The following is a 22,011-nucleotide window of genomic DNA, read 5'->3' as shown; positions in this document are numbered from 1 at the left end:
TCTTCCTCAAAAAATGCGGCGACTGAGCAAGCCACCGCATGATTTCTTTTACGCCACTCTCAAGGTTAGAGAGATCGGTATAGTCGTATCAGTTCAGAAACCTAAAAGTCTTTTCTTAAAGAGTTCTCTAAGCTCGTGAGTGGATCTTAGCTTGGAACCGAGACATCAATCTACAGAAGTCAAGACTGCGGCTGATCGCGTCTCTATCACTTGAGACTCGTTCCCAGGGGCTATTCCTTCGTTTCTTCGCTCTAACTCTTGTTCCTGAACGGGTGTTATTATTTCAGGCTCTTCTGGAACACGAAGACTAGAACAGGCGATCGTATCGGATAGAATCGCACTTGCCATCATGCCTGTATGAATCTCTAGATGGGCATCAGAGCATGTCTCGAAAAGCAAGCGCTGCCCCGGAAAGACCACACGCTCAAAGTACCAGTTAGGGATATTGCTAATTCGAGCAATCTGAATCTGACTGGTTACGTTGACATAGCAGCAAAGCAGGCGATCGCAGTTATCAGATGGAATGGGATCGAAGACTTGAGCCATAAGTCTATTGAGGTACTCCAACCTTAAAGATGGTTATTAACTTGAACCCTAACACCTGCGATCCCTGGCAACTGTAAACCCGATTACCAACTGCCTGTCTCATGGCGAATTCTTTCTTAAACTAGAGGAATGTTAAGAATCCTCTCTCAGTGTTTACTCGGATGGAAACCGAATTGAGATCAGCCTGCTACTTGGCTCGTCTAAAGTCGTCGGAACTTGCAGCCTAGACCATGCAGAAGTCTGATGTCAGTGGTATCGTAAAGTTATATGAAAATAGTTTTCAGAATCTTCTCACATATTTGGGCTAAAGTCCTGATTTTGGACAGAGGAGACATTATCGATATTCTTAAATTAGAAGTTGAAAGGTTGGGATCATACTCCTCTCATATTGACTGTATCTAAATCGCCCCGATCGTCTCAAACTCCACTTTTGAATAGACTCACTGCAATGGAAAATCGGATTCTCTACGTTCGCCTTCCCTGTAACCCCATCTTTCCGATCGGTGTGGTTTATCTTGCCGATCACGTTCACAAGCAGTTTCCTGAGGTCGAGCAGAAGATTTTAGACTTGGGCACGGTTCCCCCGCTCGATTTCAATGCGGCTTTAGATGACTGTGTTGACGAATTTAAGCCAACATTGCTGGTGTTCTCGTGGCGAGACATTCAAATTTATGCTCCCGTCGATGGGCGAGGTGGAAATCCTCTACAGCATACGTTTGAGTTCTTTTACTCCTTAAATCCCCTAGTCAAGGCAAGGGGCGCGGTGGGTCTACTGCGAATCGCTTCCGGCTATTATGGTGAGCTTTGGCGGAATATTGGTTTGATCAAACGAGGAGTCAGTCGAGCTAAACAATACAATCCGGCTGCTCGTGTTGTCGTGGGCGGCGGTGCCGTCAGCGTGTTTTATGAGCAGATCGGCAAGAGCTTGCCAAAAGGTTCGATTATCTCAGTGGGCGAAGGCGAATCGCTGTTAGAGAAAATGCTTCGAGGTCAAAACTTTGAAGACGAGCGATGCTATGTCGTGGGTGAAACCAAGCCTCGCGATCGCTTAGTTCACGAAATTCCAGCCAACATTGAAAAGACTGCCTGCAACTACGATTACATTCAGACTATCTGGCGTGAGTTTGAATACTATTTTCAAGCTCAAGATTTTTATGTGGGTGTTCAAACCAAGCGAGGCTGTCCCCATAACTGCTGCTACTGCATCTATACGGTGATTGAAGGGAAACAGGTGAGAATTAACCCGGCTCATGAAGTCGTGGCTGAGATGCGGCAACTCTACGATCGCGGCATCCGTAATTTTTGGTTCACTGATGCTCAACTCATCCCGGCTCGTAAATATATGGATGACGTGATTGAGCTACTTCAAAAAGTGCTTGACGCGGGCATGAAAGATATTCATTGGGCAGCCTACATTCGGGCAGATAATCTGACTCCCGAATTGTGCGATTTGATGGTAAAAACAGGAATGAACTACTTTGAGATCGGCATCACAAGCGGATCACAAGAGTTAGTTCGCAAAATGCGGATGGGATACAACCTGAGAACCGTCTTAGAGAATTGCCGCGACCTGAAAGCCGCTGGATTCAATGCTTTGGTTTCAGTCAACTATTCGTTTAATGTAATCGATGAGCGTCCCGATACGATTCGTCAAACGATCGCTTATCACCGAGAGTTAGAGAAAATTTTTGGTGCAGACAAGGTAGAGCCTGCTATCTTCTTTATCGGCCTGCAACCCCACACTCACTTAGAAGAGTATGCCTTCAAAAACAACATTCTTAAACCAGGATATGATCCGATGAACATCACGCCCTGGTCGATCCGCAAGCTGTTTTGGAATCCTGAACCCCTTGGTTCTTTCTTCGGCGAAGTCTGTCTTCAAGCGTGGCAGCGAAACCCCAACGATTTTGGGCGCGAAGTGATGAATATTTTAGAAGCGAGACTGGGACGGGCAGAGTTAGAAGAAGCGCTCTCTGCTCCGATCGAACCTAAACAGCAAGCGTTAGCAGGTGTTGGAGTAGGAAAGTAATGTTAGAAGGTTCAATTCTGCATGAGTTGGGAGTTTCTCATGAAAGCGGAGACGCTGGGAAACGCCCTCTCAATTTCGGTGTTTACTACAAAAATACGCTAGTTTCTCTGTGCCATGCGCTAGAAGACTGCATTCTCACTTGCAGCAGTTCTCCTCTCGTCGTGACTGCTTTTCAAAGAGGCAAATGGTATTTGGCAGAAGCCGATCGCTACTCAGATCTAGCAGAACACTCTAGACAAATTGTGCTGATGGCAGCTCACGATGCGGGTTTTGCCGAGCATCCGACGAGTCAGCGATCGAACGTTTCTCTCGTCGAACTTGAGCCAACCGACCCAGTTGCTCAAGAATGGCACCTAATGATTTTGGCTCCGACTTATACGGCAATGGTGCTGTGTCAGGAACTATCGGTTGCTGATTATGGGGCAAACGGAGTTCCTACGGAAGATTTAGAGCGTAAGTTCTATGGTTTTTGGACGTTTGAATCAGGCTTAGTTCGAGAAACGGTGGAGATCGCGATCGCTCACATTGGGCGCTACAATCCCGAATTGCAAAAGCAACTGATGGCGAGAGTCGAAGACATCGCGACTGAAGCTGAGACAGCCGATCGCGATGACGTTTATACAGCCGTCTCGCGAGTGATGGAATACCTGCAAACAGGTCAGGCACATCTCAGTCAGCAGCCAGAATACAGGTTTGCCTCACACCGTCACGAAGCGCTAGACAACAATCTGGTTTCTAATGAATTACAGGCGTTCTTACGGTTGGCACAACTCATTGATCAAACGGATATCAGCAACCCCATGGCAGCAGCCGAAGTTGCTACCTTGTCGGAAGCGATGGCTCAGTTGCTCGATCTTCCTAGCTGGCAGTTAAATCGCCTCCGTCTTGCCAGCTTGTTGCACCGACTCGCTTTTTTGCAGCGATCGGACAGCGTTCTCAGTGGCAGCAGCTTTGCTCGTTATTCAGAAGATGAGACTGACGCACCGCCTAGTTGCCCGATCGTGCCAGGCGCGCAAATTCTTCGCACGATGCAGCGACTTAAAGCGATCGCGACCATCATCACTCACCAGTCTGAACGCTGGGATGGGCGCGGTCAGCCTGCCGGACTCGCAGGAGACGATATTCCTCTAGAGTCCCGAATTTTGGGACTAGTCGTCGAGTTTCAGCAACATCTAGCCGACTTGCGAAATGCGGATGCCCAACCCGATTCTGAAGGGTATTTCATGAAAGCTTTAGAGGCGTGTCAAGCTGAACAGGGCGATCGCTTCGATCCTAAACTCGTCGATGCACTCGCCCTATTAGCGGCTGGGATGCAACAAGGGTTGAGCCTGTCGATCAATCTTCCCAAGATTGCGGCGGGGATGTGGCTCTTAGATTCTCACTCAGATGAAGATATTCTGAACCTAATTGAGTCATCTCAGCAGGTTACTAATTTGGTCACAAAGCAGGTTTAGCGTTATGGATCTTCAAGCGGTTCGATCGAGTAAAAACAAATGTTCAGCAGGTGCCGACCTACAAGATGAAGATCTTTCCCATGCGGACTTGAGGGGTGTCAATTTAGCTGGAGCTAGACTCGCAGGGGCTGATCTGACAGGCGCTAAACTCTCTGGAGCCTCTTTAGACGGAGCCAACTTGATCGGTAGCCAATTAGTCGGGGCTGACCTTCGAGCTAATTTGACAGGTGCCAATCTGATGCAAGCTGACTTGACCGAAGCAGATTTGCGCGGAAGCAATCTAAGAGGTGCCAACCTGATGCGCGCGCAGCTCACTCGTGCTGCCCTCACAGGGGCTTTTCTCAGTGGTGCCAACTTAATGGGTGTCAGCTTTCAAGGGGTTGATATGCGGGGAGCAGATTTGCGGGGTGCCAACTTGAGCGGCGCAAATCTGCACGGTGCCAATTTGAGTCAGGCAGATCTGCAAGGCGCACTTTTATCAGAAGCCAACCTAGAAGAAGCTGATCTGCAAGGCGCAAATTTAGCAGGCGCAAATTTAGCAGGCGCAAATCTGTTGTGTGCAGATCTACAAAACGCCAACCTAGACGGAGTAAATCTTGCTGGGGCGTGTCTCATCGGAACTCACCTGGATGAGCCAGCTAAGTCTTCGGATCTGTAGGGCGAGACGATGCAATCTTCATTCCTAATGCGATCGCGCCCAGTGCCACCATTCCCGTCAAGCTTGCCAACGGGTTTCCACCTATTCCCGTCAACCAGTCGGGCACTTGATTTGAATATTTGGTCAGTTGCCCCACGTTGACCATGTAGTAACCCCAAACTAACCCGCCGTGTAGCCCGATCGAGAGTCCTAATCTGCCTCCACTAGCGCGTTTTGCCAACACCAACGCTAAACCCAGAAGGATGAGCGCAGGAACTTGGGCGATAGATCTGGGCGCGTGCAGCAAAGCAAACACGATCGCGTTAATCCACATCGCTCTTTGCAGACTGTAATCTCTCTGCAACTCATCTAGCAGCCAGCCTCTAAACAAAAGCTCTTCAGCGAAACCAATTCCTAGCCCTGTTAGGGAACCTTCTAAGATGATGCGAGGCAGAAACGGCTGAGGAGATAACCAAGTGACCCACCCCAAAACGCCTTGAACGGCAAACATTAACAGAAGGCTGATTAGCCCGATCGCTAAACCCGTCAGAAAATTAATGCCGTTCCTGCGAGTTTTTACCAGACCATATCGTTTGAGTAAGTCTGGCTGATGATAAACATAACGTCCCCACAACCGCACTAAGAAGATAAATTCTGCGTAGAGCAGAAGTATCGTTACGATCGAAGCCGTGTTTGAATCGTGAACTAGCCAGTTTGTTAGCCCAACGAAAGGTGCCCATATCAGCAAGAGCATCAGCACAAACACCCCGATCCGAAAAGGAGCGGGGTAGGTAGACAGGCGTTCAATCCTAGATTTCAATTTATTGTTTGCTACTCGTCGGGTTCGATCGTACTCTGTAGCCCGTTCGCTTTGAGCGTCTCGCTGTAAAACTCTGCATGCTCTTGTTCACACGTAATCACCAACGCAAGCCCATTTGTGTGAGCCTCCATCATGATGTTCACCGCCTGGGGCTGGGTTAAATTGGGCACTGTTTTTGTGAGAACCTGCACCACATGCTCCATCGAATTGTAATCATCGTTATGGAGTAAAACCTTATAGCGAGGCGCAAGTTTTCGTGATGTTGAACGCTTCTCAATAGTTTCAACAGACACAGTTCTATCCTCTCCGTAAACTATCAACAACTAATTAAAAGACCAGCACATTACGATAATCACCTTTTTCAGCCCTGACAACGCTGTAAATTGATTGGTTTCCCAATGTTCTTCAGGCTTAGCTCACAGGCTGTTGAAAGAAAAAAGTTTTTATGAATGGCTCTTGTCTAGGTTAACGCTTCTTCACAGGAATTCGCCACCCTTAGAGAAACTGATGAGCGTGCTTTCTCGAAACGGAACCGCTCTCAGAATACCTACAGCGTTATAACGGTAGCCGTTGGCATAATCAGCCATCTATGATCAATACAGTGCAACTGCTAGTTAAATGCAACCTATGGATCTGGATTCACAATATCAAGGGTCGAAAGCTTGGGTTTCTAAGTTTCAACCTTCACAGATTGTCTGTCTTGAGCTTAATGCAACCCGCCTCTATGCCGAAGTGGTGCAAATTGTGGAAGCTCGCCGCTTATGCTGGGCACGTCCTCTAGTTTTAGTAATAGGTTCATCAGAGACGGCAAACTCTTCTCAATCGTTTGAGCATCGATCAAAAAACTCACCCTGCTGGCATGATTTGCGGCAGGGAGCAGACTTGTTATTGCCTGCAATTCTGTTTCGTCCAGCTTTGGATGTCGAAGCCATTCCGGTGCTGTCGTCTCTTTATAGCCTGGATGAGATTGCCGACTCGACTCCACAAGCGATAACCGCTCATCACCAGCTTCGTGAGTTTATTCGTCAACTCTGTCAATTTTATCCTGATGCGTTTTCTGACAAGCTAGGGGCTGGGCACTAGTCGAATCCGACCCGCATCCATTTCAGCCATTAGCAGCTCAAGCGCTTCGTAGTCCACGTCAGAAATGTGTCCTTGTCGCGTTAGTTCGTAGTTAATCTCGTTCTCGATATCAGGAGTCAAACATTTGAAGTAAAGCGCTTTCCCTACCAACTGACGCATGTTCTCACTAGTTTTCATATAAGGTTGTGACGACTCTATACCTTAGAATTGTCTATCGATCGTTTCACTTTTAAGGTGATCCAACCCATAGATCTGAGGTGATTTAGGTCACCAAAGTTTTTGGGTAAGTTTCAGTGTTAGTCTAAGCCCGTAGTTTTGTACGTATTTATACATTAACTTCAAAAGCTTACTGAAAAGTTTAAACAATAGGGCTTATCTAATAAAGATTTCGCAAAACAATGCAGTTGATATATGCGATGCACTCGATGTGCGGTTATCGTCGGAGCATCGGCATCAAGTTTTTTAGTTTAGAAATCAAGGGATTAAGATAATGCAGAGCGTACTTATTCGTCGTCAAACCATCGTCATTTGTCCCAAGGGATTTGTCAACGCAGCAAATGCGTCGGCGCTTCAAAATCAGCTAGCGATCGCCGTAGAGTCAACGCACAACTCTGATCTGCTCATAGATATGCGTGATGTTGAGTCTTTAGATAGCGCTGGACTGATGGTGCTGGTTTCTACGCTAAGTCTGGCTCAAAAGCAAAATAAGCGATTTAGTGTGTGTTCGGTATCTGCCTCGATTCGCATTATTTTTGAGTTAACTCAGCTCGATCGCGTATTTGAGATCTTTGAAAACTCAGCAGCGTTTGAGGCAACAGCTTAAGTATGTAAATCGACTCAACGCTGTTCCATCCGCTTCTAAAGCAACTTCACGGTTCGCGCTGCGGTCAATACCTTGCTAAAACTTCAGTATACTGAAGTGTCGATCTCTTCAGACCTCAAGCAAGGTGGTTTAACCGTGGCAGTTGCAGTCGAAGCATTACTGACTCCTGATATCCTGCGTCCTGCTCGATATTTGGGCAATGAGCTAGGTGCCATTCATAAGCCTTGGGAAAACACCACAGTGCGGTGGATATTGACTTACCCGGAGGTTTATGAAGTCGGAGCATCTAATCTGGGGCACATTATTCTCTACAGCATTCTAAATGCCCAGCCTCGTCAACTGTGCGATCGGGCTTATCTGCCTGCACCCGATCTGGCGCTTAAACTCAAAACGACCCAAACCCCTTTATTTGCAGTTGAGTCACGGCGATCGCTGACTGAGTTTGACATCCTTGGCTTTAGCCTCAGCTATGAGTTAGGAGCCACTAACATTCTAGAAATGTTGGATTTAGCAGGCATCCCTCTAACTTGGCGCGAACGGACTAATCAGTCCTATCCCTTAATTTTTGCAGGCGGACAAACCGCAACCTCTAACCCAGAACCCTACGCCGACTTCTTCGATTTCATCGCTTTAGGAGATGGCGAAGAACTGCTTCCCGAAATTGGGCTGATTTTAGAAGAAGGAAAAGTAGCCAAGTTGAGCCGTGAAGAACTGCTCTTAGATTTGGCACAAATACCGGGCGTTTATGTCCCTCAGTTTTATGACATGGCAGAAGATGGATCTGTGTACCCGAATCGCCTGGATGTCCCTGCCCGAATCTTGCGACGAGTGGCTGATCCGATGCCTGCTTATTCGATCGGGCTTGTTCCCTATGTCGAAACGGTTCACGATCGCTTAACTATCGAAATTCGTCGCGGCTGCACGCGGGGCTGTCGCTTCTGCCAACCTGGAATGCTGACTCGCCCAGCACGAGATGTCGAACCTGAACAAGTCGTTGACGCGATCGAGCAAGGAATGCGGGCGACAGGCTATAACGAATTCTCTCTGCTGTCTCTAAGCTGTTCAGATTATCTAGCGCTGCCTGCCGTTGGCATGGAGATTAAGAATCGGCTAAAAGACGAAAATATTACCCTGACACTGCCCAGTCAACGGGTCGATCGCTTCGACGAAAACATTGCCAACATCATCGGCGGAACTCGTCAAGGTGGCATTACGTTCGCCCCCGAAGCGGGCACTCAACGAATGCGAGACATCGTGAATAAAGGGTTGACTAACGCGGAACTGCTGCGAGGGGTCAAAACTGCGGTCGAACAAGGTTGGGACAAGATTAAGCTCTACTTCATGATCGGTTTGCCAGGTGAAACGGATGTCGATGTGTTGGGAATTGTCGAAACGATGCGCTGGTTGAGACAAGAGTGCAGTAAGCAAGGCAGAAGACGGTTAGATTTCAACGTTACGATTTCTAACTTCACACCCAAACCGCATACTCCCTTTCAGTGGCACTCGGTTTCTACGACTGAGTTCAAGCGTAAACAAACTCTTTTGAAAGCAGCCTTTCAGGGTCTGCGCGGCGTAAAAATTAATTTCACTGACGTTCGCATCTCAGCAATGGAAGATTTTGTCGGTCGTGGCGATCGTCGCTTGTCATCCGTCGTTCGCCGAGCTTGGGAACTCGGTGCAGGCATGGATGCCTGGTGGGAAAGCCTCGATCAAGCCTTTTCTGCATGGACGCGGGCGATCGATGAGTCGGGCTTAACCTGGAAATATCGTAAAGTTGAGAACGGCGAATGGAACGTCTTTGAACAGGGTAAAGACGACGAAGGACAATCAAAATCTCATTCCTCCCTGGATGACGCACTTCCGTGGGATCACATTGATACAGGAATTGACAAACAGTGGCTCAAAGATGACTTGCAACGGGCACTAGAAGCCGCGATCGTCCCCGACTGCTCGTTTGAAGGATGCTCTCATTGTGGCGTGTGCGGTGTAGATTTTGGACATAACGTGGTCGTTCCGCCGTTGCCAATTCCTCAGTTTGCGGGGCACTTTCAACCCAACCAACAGCGATCGCAACGGCTGAGAGTTCGGCTGGGCAAAGTGGGCGAGATGGCGTTAATCAGCCATTTAGATTTGATGAGACTGTTCGATCGTGCCGTGCGTCGTGCATCTCTTCCTGTAACATTTACAGGCGGATTTCATCCTGCACCTCGAATTGTCTCTGCCAACGCACTGCCGTTAGGAACTACCAGTTCTGGCGAGATTGTGGACTTTGACTTGACCGAAACGATCGACCCCAAGGTTTTTTGGGAGAAGCTTGCCGCTAAGCTGCCGTCCGAAATTCCTATTTATAGTGTTGAATCTGTTGAGGTCAGTGCCCCCGCTGCTACTCAACTCCTAGAGAAAGCTGAGTATCAAATCACGGTTGACTTTACCAAAGCGGCTTCCTTGGCTCAGTGGCAAGAGTGGATTGACACCATCAAAGCAAAAGAAGAAATTTGGTTTGAGCAAACGACAAAATCAGGAAAGGTGCGATCGATTAACCTGCGCGATCGGCTCTTTGACCTGGCAGCGATCGAAGTAAACGAGTTGCAAGCTGTCTTTCGATACATTGGAAGTTGCCGCAACGATGGAACTCTGCTGCGTTCTGACCATGTTCTCTATCTACTAGAACAAGCTTCACAGCAAGAGTTGCGGATGCTTCAAACTCACCGGAGTCACCTGATTTTGTCGGGCGATTAAACGAGTTTCTCAGTAAGGTCACGGTCTTTGACGCAGCCTGAAATTTTGTTCACTCTCGAAAATTTCAGCTAAATCTGAGCGAATTCTCCAAATTTAGTAGCAGAGTCATGTCTACACGCTATAATGCTTTGCATCAGAGGCAGTTGTGGACTACAATTCCCCGTGGTTGCCGCCGGGTGAATTGCATTAGATGCTAGTCACAGCTTAACTCTTGCTAGACTTTCCGCTCATCGTTAATCTGTATGCAAGATTTGATTCGTTTAGTGACGGATCGAACTGCTCGACAGATTACAGCTTGTGTATTGACTCGTCTGACACTGAAGCGCCGGGCTTGAGGTTAAGGGTTTAGTAAACCTCAAACCATTGGCAGCTTCTAGGTATACGTGGCTTTAAAGGTTTAGCTCACAAAATTTAAAAAAGCGAGAGGCGCAAGAACTTCGATGCCCCCACCGCTGCCAACTTTGAGGAAATTGAATGACCAAGCAGATTGTTATCGCTGAACAGCATAGAATTGCTGCTGTTTTTTCGGAAGATCAGATTCAAGAGATTATTGTTGCGACTGGAAGCCACCAGGTTAGTGATATTTACCTAGGAATTGTTGAAAATGTCCTTCCTGGGATAGACGCTGCCTTCGTTAACATTGGAGACTCAGAGCGCAATGGGTTCATCCATGTGAGCGATCTGGGCCCTTTGCGGTTGAAGCGGGCAGCAGGTTCAATCACTGAGTTGCTGGCTCCTCAACAAAAAGTTCTCGTGCAGGTGATGAAGGAACCCACTGGCAATAAGGGGCCTCGCCTGACAGGAAATGTTTCGCTGCCGGGACGCTATCTAGTCTTGATGCCTAACGGTCGAGGCGTTAACTTATCTCGGCGCATTCGCAGTGAAAATGAGCGGAACCGTTTGAGAGCATTAGCCATTTTAGTCAAACCTGCGGGAATGGGGCTGGTGATTCGCACAGAAGCTGAAGGGATGCCTGAAGAGGCAATTATTGAGGATTTAGAAACGCTGCAACGGCAATGGGAGTCAATCATTCAAGAAGCTGGCTCTACTCGTGCCCCAGCATTGCTAAACCGCGACGATGATTTTATTCAGCGCGTGCTTCGAGATGTCTATAGTTCAGATGTCAATCGGATTGTGGTGGACTCTCACACTGGGCTAAAACGGGTCAAGCAGCAACTGGTTAATTGGGGTGGAGGAAAGTCTCCTCAAGGAGTGCTGATCGATCATCACCGTGAACGTATCCCAATGCTGGAATATTTCCGGGTGAATGCTGCGATTCGGGAAGCGCTGAAACCCAGAGTAGACTTGCCTTCTGGCGGATATATTATTATCGAGCGCACCGAAGCATTAACAGTCATTGACGTAAACTCTGGCTCGTTTACCCGATCGGCAACCGCGCGCGAAACGGTTCTCTGGACTAACTGTGAGGCAGCAACCGAAATTGCCCGTCAACTGCGTCTCAGAAATATTGCGGGAGTGATCATTGTAGACTTCATCGATATGGATGCTCGGCGTGACCAACTGCAAGTGCTCGAACATTTCAATAAAGCTCTCAGAGCCGACAAGTCTAAACCGCAAATCTCCCAACTCTCAGAACTGGGGCTGGTTGAACTGACTCGCAAACGCCAGGGCAAGAATATCTACGAACTGTTTGGTCGTCCTTGTGCGACTTGCGGTGGATTGGGGCTTTTGGCTCACTTGCCTGGAGAATCACACGATGACGAAGGGGAAAACCTGGAACGATCGGCAGTGTCTCTCAGAGAAAATCGTGAGAGCCGTCGCCTTCCAGAACCTCGTCGAGAACTTCCTGCCACAAACGATTTGTTTTGGGAAGGGGATGATGCTGACGGAGACAATGGCGATCAGGATCTAGAGTTACTCAATCATCCTAGCTATCAAGAGCGAGGGCGAGGCGGCGCAAATCGTCGTCGCCGCCGTCGCGTGGACAGTCCCACAACCAGTCCCACAACCAGAGAAGGCGTGAGTGCAAAGGGTGTTCCTTGGGAAGAACCCACTCGCTACATTCCCGCGCCTGCCACGGTAGCTCCGGTCATTTCGAGATCGGAACCGATCTCTGAACCACCATCTTCCCCTGCTGTTGAAGAGGTTTTCACTTCAGTAGAGGTTAGACCCTCTGAGGATAAGCGAGGTCGCCTGCCTCGACGCGGGGCGGTTAAACCAACTGCTGAGCCGCCTGAGTCGATCTATGTTGAGATGACTCCAGACGAGCAAGACGTTTATGCGTGGATGGGAATCTCACCGATCGTGCTCACCACTCAGGAGTTGAAAAATCCGAAATCGGCAAACATCTTTGTAACCCTACCAGGGCAAGCTCCTCCTACACCACCCGTTGTAGCAACTGAAGCTCCAACGATCGAGGATGAAGACTTTGCGCCAGACGTGGAGGCTGCTCCTTCACAAAATTCTGAATTGGTCTCTCTGAAAGTCAGGAAAAAGCCTTCTACTAGAGTGGTTGATGAACCTCTTTTGACTTCTGACCTCATTGAAGAAGCTCCCTCAGAACCGAGTTTAAATGAACAGCCTGCACCCGAACCGGAAGAAGAGGCCCTAGTGACTCGTCGTCGTCGCCGCCGATCTTCTGCAACTACAGGCGAGTAGATATAGCAATCCTCCTGAAAGATTTGTGGGATGGGCATCCTGCCCGTATAGGCTAGAAGCCTGTCTCACTCTTACAACTGAGATGGGATTGCTATAGCTCCTACGCTAAAGTCTGTAATTTGATCAACGCTATGGCAAAGAATCCAGGCTTGGAGGTTGAGCAAGCCTTCTGGCAGCAGGGGCAACTACGAATCGCAGGAGTAGACGAGGTAGGACTTGGAAGTTTGTGTGGCCCGATCGTGGCAGCCGCGGTGTTGCTTCCAGCTCATTGCCCAATGATTGCAGGAGTTCGCGATTCTAAACTTCTATCTGCTGCCCAGCGAGACCGTCTCTTCACCCAAATTCTCAACCAGGCGACCTCGGTTGGAGTCGGAATTGCCACCGTTGCAGAAATCGAACAGTTTAATGTGCTCAGAGCATCTCATCTAGCAATGCAGCGATCGTTACGTCGCATTGCGCCAATTGATCATGCCCTGATTGATGGACGTGAAATTAAGAAGGCAGATTTGGGGGCGCACACAGCGATCGTTGATGGAGATGCGTCTTCTTATGCGATCGCCTGCGCCTCGATTATTGCAAAAGTGCGCCGCGATCGTTTCTTAAAGCGTTTGGCGAAGCGGCATCCGGGTTACGGCTGGGAGCGCAATGCTGGCTATGGCACAAAAGAACATTTGAACGCGATCGAAAAGCTTGGTATCACTCCTTTTCATCGTCGCAGCTACGCTCCGATTCAAAAAGCTCTACTTCAATGGGAATGATTCAACTAGGATGCGGGATGATTGACTGGAAATAAATTTCTTCCTTGAGAAACTTCCGTTTCTGATTGACTGGTTGCCCAATTGCGATAGTCGAGCAGGAGTTGATGAAGTAATCTTTGTTTGATGGTACTCAAAACACTTAGCAGCAAACCATTCCCGGCTCTCTCTAGCAAAAACTTGGGAGTTAGCAGAAAAGGCGGCGGCAACTCGACTTGCACTTCTAGATCGGCTCTCCCTTTCAGATAGGTGGTTTGCTCGATTTGAGTAGGATAAAGCTGCCCAACAAGATTGAGAGAAAAGCGTTGGTTAATATATTCAACGCCACGAATTTCACACGCGATCGACTTCACATTAATCGCTCCGTTAGAATCTGCCCACACCCTCATATCCACGGTCGGTTGAATGCTAAGAGACAGAAAATTCAACGGACGCATCGTGAGACGAAACTGATCGTCATTCAACAGTTCGATTCGACTAGAAGCGGCAAGGGCAGTCACCACTCGCTGGGGCTGGCGCAAATAGTGAGCGATCGGAATCGGCTGTTCTTGAACAACAATTTCAACAGATTGAGAAGCGGCAAACCGAATATCCATTGATAATAATGTAGGGGTTTAATGAATGAGAAGTAATCGTTAAGTAATTCTAACTAGCTTCTCATAAATTGAAGTAGCCCTATCGGAATATTAAAAAATTGTTTAGAAAAAGAGTAGTAAGATGGCAATCTCGATCGCGCACCTGGGTCCTCCTGGCACTTATACAGAAGCGGCTGCGATCGCGTGTCTAGATTGGCTAAAGCAGGAGACAGGACAAGATGCCATTCTGTGTCCTTATCCCAGTATTGGTCAGACGCTAGAGGCAGTTGCTTCTAAAGAAGCGCAGATGGCAGTAGTGCCGATGGAGAACTCGATCGAAGGCAGTGTCACCATGACGCTGGATAATCTTTGGCAGTTAGACACCTTAAGAATTCAGCGCGCGTTAGTCATGCCGATTTTTCATGCGTTGCTCTCTCGTGCTGAAGATTGGGAAGCGATTCGCGTCGTCTATTCTCATCCTCAAGCGCTAGCTCAATGTCAGAAATGGTTAGACAATTTTTTGCCAAAAGCCCAGCCGATCGCGCTCAATTCCACCACGGAAGCGCTGCAATATTTAGATGGGGATCCGACGATCGCGGCAATTTCCTCCCAGCAGGCTGCCCAGTTGCACCACTTGCCGATTCTAGCTTGCCCAATCAATGACTATCCGGACAACTGCACTCGATTTCTATTATTGAGCTTAACTCCCTCTCCAGGGGGCGCTTATACCTCTCTAGCCTTTAGCGTTGGAGCAAACCAACCCGGAGCGTTGGTGACACCCCTCCAAATCTTTGCAAAGCGCTCGATTAACTTGAGCCGTATTGAGTCACGTCCTACCAAACGCTCACTGGGAGAATATCTCTTCTTCATCGATCTAGAAGCTGATGCTAGAGGAGCCTCAATGCAGTCAGCTTTAGTAGAGTTAGCCGACCACACTGAAACGCTCAAGATCTTCGGAAGTTATGACGTTTTGTCGATCTGACTACCAACATCCTCTCAGGCAGAAGTATCTCCAAGCGTGTCTTTAAGAACGGTACGGGCAGCTAAATGATTACGCGTCGAAGTTAAGATTTCTGCTTCGCGATCGAGCCGGGCGGCGGTGTCCTGCATCTCTAAAAGTGATTGCTGTTCGTCTGCCACTCCATAGAGATTGCTGGCAACCCAGTAAGACAACTCAGTCGGCAAATCTGGGATCGTCTCAGGCAGCTCGATTTCTTGCCCGGTTAGCTTCGCAGATAAACGAACCACGTCTTGCAATAGTTGACTCACATTATTAGAGAGGGGTCTTAAGTCTTGAACTGGTGGATGATCCTCAATCCATTCGACTAAGCCAACCCGATAGGGTTTTTCGCGGACATATTCTAAAACTCTAAACCTTTGCTGCCCTAACGTCCAAACCTTCATGCGATCGTCAGGCAACCGATGAAATTGAACGATCTCTGCACAACATCCTACTAATGCAGGCTTACCTTGCACCTGATCCCACATCAGCACCCCAAAGCGACGATCGCTTTCGAGGACAGTGTTCATCATCATTCGGTAGCGAAACTCAAAAATGTGCAAAGGCAGAGGTCTACCCGGAAATAAAACCACCTCAGGTAGTGGAAAGATGGGAAGTTCTCGAACTGCGATCGATGAGGTTGCCATTATTCGTCAACTGTAAAGACTGCTCCTCTTATTACTCTAGCCCATCTAGAGCTAGGGGATCGATACAGAGAGACGGTTTCAGGGGAAATTTATATACGTAAAACGCAGGGAGACAACTTGATCATCCCTGCATTTAGTCAATTTGGATAACGTCAGTGTTGGCTTATAGTTTCACTTCAATGTCAACGCCTGCTGGTAAATCGAGCTTCATCAAGGCATCGATTGTTTTAGAAGACGGCTGATAGATATCAATGATGCGATGGTGAGTGCGTGTCTCAAAATGCTCACGAGAGTCTTTGTCAACGTGAGGTGAACGCAACAAACAATAGATGCGACGACGCGTAGGGAGAGGAATAGGGCCGACTGCTGTAGCGTTTGTGCGGTTAGCGGTGTCTACGATCTTCTCACAGGAAGTGTCTAGAAGACGGCGATCAAACGCTTTCAAACGAATCCGAATTTTTTGCTGCTGAATCGTTGCCATGAGTAGTTCTTTAAATTGTCTAGGTTCTGGATTAAATCAAACATTAAAGCTATCAGCAGTCTCGCTAGATAGCTCTGACTGCTGATAGCCGCCTACAGTCCGTTAAAACTACTTGAGGATCTTCGCGACGACCCCTGCACCTACCGTCCGACCACCTTCACGAATTGCAAAACGCATTCCCTGTTCAATGGCAATTGGGTTGATCAGTTCAACGGTCATTTTGATGCGATCACCAGGCATCACCATCTCAGCCTCACTTCCATCGTCAGAGGTAAAGTTGCTGATGGTGCCAGTTACGTCGGTTGTCCGCACATAGAACTGAGGACGGTAGCCAGGGAAGAAAGGCGTATGACGACCGCCTTCTTCCTTCTTAAGAATGTACACTTCAGATTCAAACTGAGTGTGAGGCGTGATCGAACCGGGCTTGGCGATTACCATCCCGCGCTCAATATCTTCCTTTTTGAGACCCCGAAGCAGAATACCCGCGTTGTCGCCAGCTAGACCCTGCTCAAGACTCTTCTTGAACATCTCAATCCCGGTCACAGTAGTCTTCTGGGTGTTCCTGATGCCGACTAACTCGACTTCATCTTGCACCTTGACGGTACCGCGCTCAATCCGTCCAGTTGCGACGGTGCCACGACCAGTAATAGAGAACACGTCCTCCACTGCCATCAAGAATGGCTTGTCCACTTCCCGCGCGGGAGTTGGGATGTAAGCATCAACCTCGTCCATGAGCTTGTAGATCCCATCGACCCACTCGTTGTCGCCCCGCTTTGCCTTAGGGTTTGCAGCCATGAATTCCAACGCTTGCAGGGCAGAACCTGTCACGATCGGAACGTCATCGCCTGGGAAATCGTAGGAACTGAGAAGCTCACGCACCTCTAGCTCAACGAGTTCTAGGAGTTCTTCGTCATCTACCATGTCTTTCTTATTTAAGAAAACCACGAGATGAGGAACGCCTACTTGTTTTGCTAACAAGATGTGCTCACGAGTTTGGGGCATCGGGCCATCAGCAGCAGACACGACGAGAATACCACCGTCCATCTGAGCTGCACCCGTGATCATGTTTTTCACATAGTCAGCGTGACCCGGACAGTCTACGTGAGCGTAGTGACGTTCAGCCGTCTCGTATTCGACGTGAGCGGTGTTAATCGTAATCCCTCTCGCCTTTTCTTCAGGAGCAGCGTCGATCTCGTCGTACTTTCTGCCGGTTGCTTGACCCAGTGCCGATAGAGTCATTGTAATTGCAGCCGTCAACGTAGTTTTGCCGTGGTCAACGTGACCAACTGTGCCAATGTTGACGTGAGGCTTTGTCCGTTCAAACTTTGCGCGTGCCATGTGTTATTGTTCCTCTTTCTGATTATGCGTTCCCTTTGTTCTTTGCGATGATGGTTTCAGCCACGTTACGAGGCACTTCTTCATAATGGCTAAACTCCATTGTAAACGTACCTCGTCCCTGAGTCATAGACCGAATATCGGTGGCATAACCGAACATCTCAGCCAAGGGGACTTTGGTTGCAACCTTCGCAATTCCTCGTTCAACCCCTTGAGATTCAATCTGACCCCTGCGAGAAATCAAATTGCCCATCACGGGGCCGAGAAAATCTTCAGGTACTTCGACTTCGACCTTCATGACTGGCTCTAGAAGGACGGGCGAAGCTTTCATGACTCCATCTTTGATTGCCATTGAGCCTGCAATCTTAAATGCCATCTCATTAGAGTCAACCTCGTGGTAAGACCCATCAATGAGGGTCGCTCTTACGTCAATCAGGGGGTAGCCAGCAAGGATACCAGACTCACAGGCTTCCTTCATCCCTTGTTCAGCAGGCCCGACATATTCTTTAGGAACAGTGCCACCCACAATCTTCGAGACGAACTCAAACCCAGTTCCCGGTTCGCCGGGTTCTACCGTGATCACGACATGACCATACTGACCCTTACCACCACTCTGACGAACGAATCTTCCTTCGGCTTTGACCGCCTTGCGAATGGTTTCACGGTAAGCCACTTGCGGCGCACCTACGTTTGCTTCGACCTTAAACTCACGCATCATGCGATCGACCAGAATCTCTAGGTGGAGTTCACCCATTCCAGCGATAATCGTCTGATTGGTTTCTTGGTCAATGTTGACTCGGAAAGTTGGATCTTCCTCAGACAGAGCTTTCAGCGCTTTGGAGAGCTTTTCCATGTCCTGTTTGGTTTTCGGCTCAACCGCCACCGAGATCACTGGTTCTGGAATAAACAACGTCTCCAGAATCACCTGTGCGTTCTCGTCACAAAGCGTATCTCCGGTCAATGTATCAGACAGACCCGGAATAGCACCCAAGTCACCTGCACGAAGTTCGTCTACGTCAATGCGATCGTCCGCTTTCAAGATGATTAAACGAGAAACCCGTTCTTTCTTGCCTTTAGAGGAGTTCATCACGTAGCTTCCCTTCTTAAGCACGCCAGAATAGACGCGAACGAAGGTCAAGCGGCCCACAAACTTGTCAGACATCACTTTGAATGCCAAAGCAGACATCGGCGAGTTATCATCCGCCCTTCGCTCAACGGTGGTGCCGTCTGCAAGCAGCCCTTGAACAGGAGGAACGTCAAGCGGGGATGGAAGATAGTCGATTACTGCATCCAACATGAGCTGAACGCCTTTGTTTTTGAAGGCAGAACCGCAGAGCATGGGCACGAAGAATTCGCCGTTGACTCCTTCGATCGTACCTTTGCGAATCGCTTTTCTGATTTCTTCTTCAGTTAGCTCCTCGCCAGCAAAGTATTTCTCCATTAGAGCGTCGCTGGTTTCTGCCACCGATTCGATCAGCTTGGTGCGATACTCGTCTGCTAGATCCTTAACGTCGTCAGGAATATCAGTTTCTTCGATGTCTGTACCCGCATCGTTGTTATAGATGTAGGCACGCATCTTCACCAGGTCTACAATGCCTCTGAGCTTATCTTCAGCCCCGATCGGAATCTGAATCGGAACGGCATTTGCGCGGAGCCGATCGCGAACCTGCTCATACACCTTATAAAAATTCGCGCCCGTCCGATCCATCTTGTTGACGAAGACGATTCGAGGAACGTTGTAGCGATTTGCCTGCTTCCAAACGGTTTCAGACTGAGGTTGAACACCACCCACTGAGCAAAACACCGCGATCACACCATCCAACACTCGCATTGAGCGTTCGACCTCGATCGTAAAGTCTACGTGACCAGGCGTGTCAATAATGTTGATCTGGTGATCTTTCCAACTGGTGCTGATAGCGGCGGCAGTGATCGTAATACCGCGCTCACGCTCTTGCTCCATCCAGTCAGTCGTTGCGGTTCCTTCGTGAACTTCGCCGATCTTGTGAACGACCCCTGAGTAGAACAAAATCCGCTCGGTTGTCGTTGTTTTGCCCGCATCAATATGGGCTGCAATTCCAATATTGCGCACTCGTTCGAGCGGGGTTGTACGAGCCACAGCTACCTCCTTGTTCTCTGCCGCATGAGTGAGTTAAGAAGCACGACTGCCTCTATTGAGATTTTAGGCTTTTTAATAGCGATAGTGTGCAAACGCTTTGTTTGCCTCTGCCATCCGGTGAGTTTCCTCACGTTTGCGGATTGCACTTCCCGTTTCGTTGGCGGCATCCATCAACTCGTTGGCCAGCCTAGCAGACATCGTTCGACCAGGACGTTGACGCGAGAATTGAATGAGCCAGCGCAGAGCCAGCGCGATTCCACGATCAGGACGCACTTCCATCGGCACTTGGTAGGTGGCACCACCGACCCGACGCGCTTTGACTTCTACCAAAGGCGTTGCGTTCCGAACTGCCCGCTCAAAAACTTCGAGGGGTTCAGTCCCCGTCCGTTCTTTAATGGTTTCAAAGGCATCATAAATAATGCGAGAAGCCAAAGACTTTTTGCCGCTTCTCATGATTCTACGCATCATCATGCTGACGAGGCGAGAGTTATGAACGGGATCGGGGGGAACTGGACGCTTTTTGACGACAACGCGACGAGACATAGTGAGCCTTCTAGAAAAAAATCAAGGATTTACTTTGGTTGCAACCTTTTCAGGGTGACAGAGGACAGGTAGAAGCCAGAGCGCACAAACAACCTTGAGAAAGTTATGTAAAAGAACTCTCTTCAAAGCTGTTCTCTATGAGATGACTACTAACAAACCAGGGTTAGCTAGATATAAGCTGACGACGAATGAAATCAGATGACTGTAAGAGCCTCAAGCAAATGCTTGATCATCTATACGGGTCTTATGAAGCTTTCTTAGGACGCTTTGCACCGTACTTAGAGCGTGCTTGCTTGCGGTCTTTAACACCTGCGGTGTCAAGAGTTCCACGAATGATATGGTAGCGAACTCCGGGAAGATCTTTTACCCGACCGCCACGAATCATTACGACAGAGTGTTCTTGGAGATTATGACCGATGCCGGGAATGTAAGCCGTAACCTCAAAACCGGAAGTCAAGCGAACCCGTGCAACTTTACGCAGGGCAGAGTTGGGCTTTTTAGGAGTCGTTGTGTAGACTCTCGTACAGACACCACGACGCTGCGGGCAACTCTTGAGAGCTGGAGATTTAGTCTTCTTTTGCGCTTTGTAGCGCTCGTCACGAATGAGTTGCTGGATTGTGGGCATTTTATAGCATGTTCAGTCTTTTGACTGTTCCAACTTTCAACAAATATTGAGCATATCAATTTACGAGTGCCCCTGTCAAACAATTTTCTATAATCGCCAGGGGGCAAAGTATACAGAGATATTCAAGCATCTAATGGAACTATTCCGGTGATGCCTCTGCGATCGAGAATGAATTCCCGCAGTCACAGCTTTTGACGGCATTGGGATTATGAAAGCGAAAGCTTCCTCCCATTAGATCCTCTGAATAGTCTAACGTCAAACCTTGCAGATGAGTCAGACTATCGGGGTCGATCGCGACTTGAATGCCATTACAGTCATAAATTTGGTCTTCTGGCTGCAAGACTTGATCAAATTTGGTCAAATAAGATCGTCCAAAACAGCCCACGGGTTGGATGCTCAGACGGAAAAAGACTTGTGAGTTTCGCTGCCTGAGCTTGAGGCGAAGAATTTCTTCAACAGCAGAATGGCTTAGATGAATCATACGATCGAGCGTTCAGCGCAAACAAGATGTAATGGCAATCGTATCGCGCAAAGCCAGACTCGTAGCATTTAGATTAAGGACTTTAAAAAATATGAGACAGCCAAAAAATTGACTGCCTCGTTAATCTTGATGTTGAACTTATGGACTGGCTAATTATTTGTTAGAACCAGCACGAGCGTAATCATCTTGGAAGCGAATGATGTCGTCTTCGCCCAAATACTCACCGTTTTGAACTTCGATCAGCACGAGAGAAATCACACCAGGATTTTCTAAGCGATGAGCCGTACATTGAGGAACGTAGGTTGATTGATTGCTGCTGAGTACAAGTTCTTCTTCGCCACAGGTGACTCTAGCAGTCCCTGAAACCACGATCCAATGCTCACTGCGGTGGTGGTGCATTTGAAGGCTGAGGCGGTGTCCGGGTTTCACTTCAATTCGCTTAATTTTATAGCCCCGTCCTTCTTCAAGCGTGGTGAATGAACCCCAAGGACGAAGTTCGGTTGCTGCGGCTCCTCTGAGCGGTGATGTCGATAGAGCTAATGTAGGGGTTTGAGTCATTTCTTGAAGTTGAGCCACCGTTTTATCTCCTTTATCACACTAAGTTTAAGTATTTGACAGCTTATGCTTTGAGAAATTCAAAGGCTTCACTATGCCCAGTTGCCTATTTGCAACCTGCAACAACCGACAAGGCTAACAAAGAGTT

Annotated in this window: 22 protein-coding genes; 9 read left to right on the top strand and 13 right to left on the bottom strand. The window is 48.5% G+C overall.

All coding sequences use genetic code 11. From position 1 onward, the window contains the following. Window positions 1–165: 165 nt before the first annotated feature. Complete coding sequence (locus tag BRW63_RS02170; protein ID WP_073069242.1) at window positions 166–546, bottom strand: DUF1830 domain-containing protein; 381 nt, start codon at window positions 544–546, stop codon at window positions 166–168. 430 nt (window positions 547–976) lie between these two features. Here BRW63_RS02170 and BRW63_RS02165 point away from each other — a divergent pair, with 430 nt between their 5' ends. Genes BRW63_RS02165 through BRW63_RS02155 form a run of 3 tightly spaced genes read left to right on the top strand, consistent with a single transcriptional unit; the run spans window position 977 to window position 4,687 of the window. Beyond that, a complete protein-coding gene (locus BRW63_RS02165) occupies window positions 977–2,575 on the top strand; it encodes a photosystem II high light acclimation radical SAM protein (RefSeq protein ID WP_317615780.1) in 1,599 nt (532 codons plus the stop codon). Continuing rightward, window positions 2,575–4,029: a DICT sensory domain-containing protein gene (locus BRW63_RS02160; protein WP_073069240.1), complete on the top strand. Its 1,455-nt coding sequence runs from the start codon at window positions 2,575–2,577 to the stop codon at window positions 4,027–4,029. The genes BRW63_RS02165 and BRW63_RS02160 overlap by 1 nt, the downstream gene beginning before the upstream one ends. 4 nt (window positions 4,030–4,033) lie before the next feature. After that, a complete protein-coding gene (locus BRW63_RS02155; RefSeq protein WP_073069239.1) occupies window positions 4,034–4,687 on the top strand; it encodes a pentapeptide repeat-containing protein in 654 nt (217 codons plus the stop codon). On the opposite strand, the gene BRW63_RS02150 is transcribed toward BRW63_RS02155, so the two are convergent. Both BRW63_RS02150 and clpS read right to left on the bottom strand, forming a co-directional pair. After that, on the bottom strand, window positions 4,668–5,486 hold the full coding sequence (locus BRW63_RS02150; RefSeq protein WP_073069238.1) for a CPBP family intramembrane glutamic endopeptidase: 819 nt from the start codon (window positions 5,484–5,486) through the stop codon (window positions 4,668–4,670). The two genes, BRW63_RS02155 and BRW63_RS02150, sit on opposite strands and share 20 nt — an antisense overlap. A gap of 11 nt (window positions 5,487–5,497) precedes the next feature. Then, a complete protein-coding gene (gene clpS, locus BRW63_RS02145; protein ID WP_073069237.1) occupies window positions 5,498–5,779 on the bottom strand; it encodes an ATP-dependent Clp protease adapter ClpS in 282 nt (93 codons plus the stop codon). A gap of 334 nt (window positions 5,780–6,113) precedes the next feature. On the opposite strand from clpS, the gene BRW63_RS02140 reads away from it, so the two are divergent. After that, window positions 6,114–6,569, top strand: coding sequence for a hypothetical protein (locus BRW63_RS02140; RefSeq protein ID WP_073069236.1), 456 nt, complete (start codon window positions 6,114–6,116; stop codon window positions 6,567–6,569). Here BRW63_RS02140 and BRW63_RS02135 read toward each other — a convergent pair. After that, window positions 6,552–6,746: a hypothetical protein gene (locus tag BRW63_RS02135; RefSeq protein WP_073069235.1), complete on the bottom strand. Its 195-nt coding sequence runs from the start codon at window positions 6,744–6,746 to the stop codon at window positions 6,552–6,554. The two genes, BRW63_RS02140 and BRW63_RS02135, sit on opposite strands and share 18 nt — an antisense overlap. 313 nt (window positions 6,747–7,059) lie before the next feature. Here BRW63_RS02135 and BRW63_RS02130 point away from each other — a divergent pair, with 313 nt between their 5' ends. The 4 genes from BRW63_RS02130 (at window position 7,060) to BRW63_RS02115 (ending at window position 13,508) form a co-directional block, all read left to right on the top strand. Then, window positions 7,060–7,392, top strand: a complete 333-nt coding sequence (locus BRW63_RS02130) for an STAS domain-containing protein (protein WP_073069234.1) — start codon at window positions 7,060–7,062, stop codon at window positions 7,390–7,392. Window positions 7,393–7,527: 135 nt separating this feature from the next. Beyond that, the gene (locus BRW63_RS02125) at window positions 7,528–10,131 is read left to right on the top strand and encodes a TIGR03960 family B12-binding radical SAM protein (RefSeq protein ID WP_073069307.1); all 2,604 of its coding nucleotides are present in this window, start codon (window positions 7,528–7,530) and stop codon (window positions 10,129–10,131) included. 474 nt (window positions 10,132–10,605) lie between these two features. Further along, on the top strand, window positions 10,606–12,750 hold the full coding sequence (locus BRW63_RS02120; RefSeq protein ID WP_073069233.1) for an Rne/Rng family ribonuclease: 2,145 nt from the start codon (window positions 10,606–10,608) through the stop codon (window positions 12,748–12,750). Between the two features lie 131 nt (window positions 12,751–12,881). Next, window positions 12,882–13,508 carry a ribonuclease HII gene (locus tag BRW63_RS02115; RefSeq protein ID WP_073069232.1) on the top strand — a complete coding sequence of 209 codons (627 nt, stop codon included), beginning with the start codon at window positions 12,882–12,884 and terminating at the stop codon, window positions 13,506–13,508. A gap of 5 nt (window positions 13,509–13,513) precedes the next feature. On the opposite strand, the gene BRW63_RS02110 is transcribed toward BRW63_RS02115, so the two are convergent. Continuing rightward, window positions 13,514–14,101, bottom strand: a complete 588-nt coding sequence (locus BRW63_RS02110) for a DUF1997 domain-containing protein (RefSeq protein ID WP_073069231.1) — start codon at window positions 14,099–14,101, stop codon at window positions 13,514–13,516. A 121-nt stretch (window positions 14,102–14,222) separates the two neighbouring features. Here BRW63_RS02110 and pheA point away from each other — a divergent pair, with 121 nt between their 5' ends. Continuing rightward, window positions 14,223–15,062 (top strand): prephenate dehydratase, encoded by an 840-nt coding sequence (gene pheA / locus BRW63_RS02105; protein WP_073069230.1) that lies wholly within the window; start codon window positions 14,223–14,225, stop codon window positions 15,060–15,062. 14 nt (window positions 15,063–15,076) lie between these two features. Here the strand turns inward: pheA and BRW63_RS02100 are convergent, their stop codons facing one another. From BRW63_RS02100 to BRW63_RS02065, 8 genes are all read right to left on the bottom strand, one after another. Continuing rightward, complete coding sequence (locus BRW63_RS02100; protein WP_073069229.1) at window positions 15,077–15,727, bottom strand: LON peptidase substrate-binding domain-containing protein; 651 nt, start codon at window positions 15,725–15,727, stop codon at window positions 15,077–15,079. Window positions 15,728–15,890: 163 nt separating this feature from the next. Further along, the gene (gene rpsJ, locus BRW63_RS02095) at window positions 15,891–16,208 is read right to left on the bottom strand and encodes a 30S ribosomal protein S10 (RefSeq protein WP_073069228.1); all 318 of its coding nucleotides are present in this window, start codon (window positions 16,206–16,208) and stop codon (window positions 15,891–15,893) included. A gap of 108 nt (window positions 16,209–16,316) precedes the next feature. After that, window positions 16,317–17,546: an elongation factor Tu gene (tuf, locus tag BRW63_RS02090; protein WP_073069227.1), complete on the bottom strand. Its 1,230-nt coding sequence runs from the start codon at window positions 17,544–17,546 to the stop codon at window positions 16,317–16,319. A gap of 22 nt (window positions 17,547–17,568) precedes the next feature. Continuing rightward, complete coding sequence (gene fusA / locus BRW63_RS02085; protein WP_073069226.1) at window positions 17,569–19,659, bottom strand: elongation factor G; 2,091 nt, start codon at window positions 19,657–19,659, stop codon at window positions 17,569–17,571. Window positions 19,660–19,731: 72 nt separating this feature from the next. After that, window positions 19,732–20,202, bottom strand: coding sequence for a 30S ribosomal protein S7 (gene rpsG / locus BRW63_RS02080; RefSeq protein WP_073069225.1), 471 nt, complete (start codon window positions 20,200–20,202; stop codon window positions 19,732–19,734). 244 nt (window positions 20,203–20,446) lie between these two features. Next, window positions 20,447–20,827 (bottom strand): 30S ribosomal protein S12, encoded by a 381-nt coding sequence (rpsL, locus tag BRW63_RS02075; protein ID WP_073069224.1) that lies wholly within the window; start codon window positions 20,825–20,827, stop codon window positions 20,447–20,449. Between the two features lie 139 nt (window positions 20,828–20,966). Continuing rightward, window positions 20,967–21,308: a HesB/IscA family protein gene (locus BRW63_RS02070; RefSeq protein ID WP_073069223.1), complete on the bottom strand. Its 342-nt coding sequence runs from the start codon at window positions 21,306–21,308 to the stop codon at window positions 20,967–20,969. Between the two features lie 153 nt (window positions 21,309–21,461). Continuing rightward, window positions 21,462–21,884 (bottom strand): phosphomannose isomerase type II C-terminal cupin domain, encoded by a 423-nt coding sequence (locus tag BRW63_RS02065; RefSeq protein WP_073069222.1) that lies wholly within the window; start codon window positions 21,882–21,884, stop codon window positions 21,462–21,464. Between the last annotated feature and the right edge of the window lie 127 nt (window positions 21,885–22,011).

Source organism: Phormidesmis priestleyi ULC007, assembly GCF_001895925.1.
Classification (GTDB): domain Bacteria; phylum Cyanobacteriota; class Cyanobacteriia; order Leptolyngbyales; family Leptolyngbyaceae; genus Phormidesmis_A; species Phormidesmis_A priestleyi_A.
This window is presented reverse-complemented; position numbering and strand designations above follow the sequence as displayed.

Bases quoted from the DNA above. Each gene is read 5' to 3' on its own strand.
- rpsJ (WP_073069228.1), bottom strand. From the start codon at position 16,208: ATGGCAACGATTCAGCAGCAAAAAATTCGGATTCGTTTGAAAGCGTTT.
- BRW63_RS02140 (WP_073069236.1), top strand. From the start codon at position 6,114: ATGGATCTGGATTCACAATATCAAGGGTCGAAAGCTTGGGTTTCTAAG.
- BRW63_RS02170 (WP_073069242.1), bottom strand. From the start codon at position 546: ATGGCTCAAGTCTTCGATCCCATTCCATCTGATAACTGCGATCGCCTG.
- BRW63_RS02160 (WP_073069240.1), top strand. From the start codon at position 2,575: ATGTTAGAAGGTTCAATTCTGCATGAGTTGGGAGTTTCTCATGAAAGC.
- rpsG (WP_073069225.1), bottom strand. From the start codon at position 20,202: ATGTCTCGTCGCGTTGTCGTCAAAAAGCGTCCAGTTCCCCCCGATCCC.
- pheA (WP_073069230.1), top strand. From the start codon at position 14,223: ATGGCAATCTCGATCGCGCACCTGGGTCCTCCTGGCACTTATACAGAA.
- BRW63_RS02070 (WP_073069223.1), bottom strand. From the start codon at position 21,308: ATGATTCATCTAAGCCATTCTGCTGTTGAAGAAATTCTTCGCCTCAAG.
- BRW63_RS02130 (WP_073069234.1), top strand. From the start codon at position 7,060: ATGCAGAGCGTACTTATTCGTCGTCAAACCATCGTCATTTGTCCCAAG.
- BRW63_RS02135 (WP_073069235.1), bottom strand. From the start codon at position 6,746: ATGAAAACTAGTGAGAACATGCGTCAGTTGGTAGGGAAAGCGCTTTAC.
- BRW63_RS02100 (WP_073069229.1), bottom strand. From the start codon at position 15,727: ATGGCAACCTCATCGATCGCAGTTCGAGAACTTCCCATCTTTCCACTA.
- BRW63_RS02155 (WP_073069239.1), top strand. From the start codon at position 4,034: ATGGATCTTCAAGCGGTTCGATCGAGTAAAAACAAATGTTCAGCAGGT.
- BRW63_RS02120 (WP_073069233.1), top strand. From the start codon at position 10,606: ATGACCAAGCAGATTGTTATCGCTGAACAGCATAGAATTGCTGCTGTT.
- tuf (WP_073069227.1), bottom strand. From the start codon at position 17,546: ATGGCACGCGCAAAGTTTGAACGGACAAAGCCTCACGTCAACATTGGC.
- rpsL (WP_073069224.1), bottom strand. From the start codon at position 20,827: ATGCCCACAATCCAGCAACTCATTCGTGACGAGCGCTACAAAGCGCAA.
- BRW63_RS02115 (WP_073069232.1), top strand. From the start codon at position 12,882: ATGGCAAAGAATCCAGGCTTGGAGGTTGAGCAAGCCTTCTGGCAGCAG.
- BRW63_RS02110 (WP_073069231.1), bottom strand. From the start codon at position 14,101: ATGGATATTCGGTTTGCCGCTTCTCAATCTGTTGAAATTGTTGTTCAA.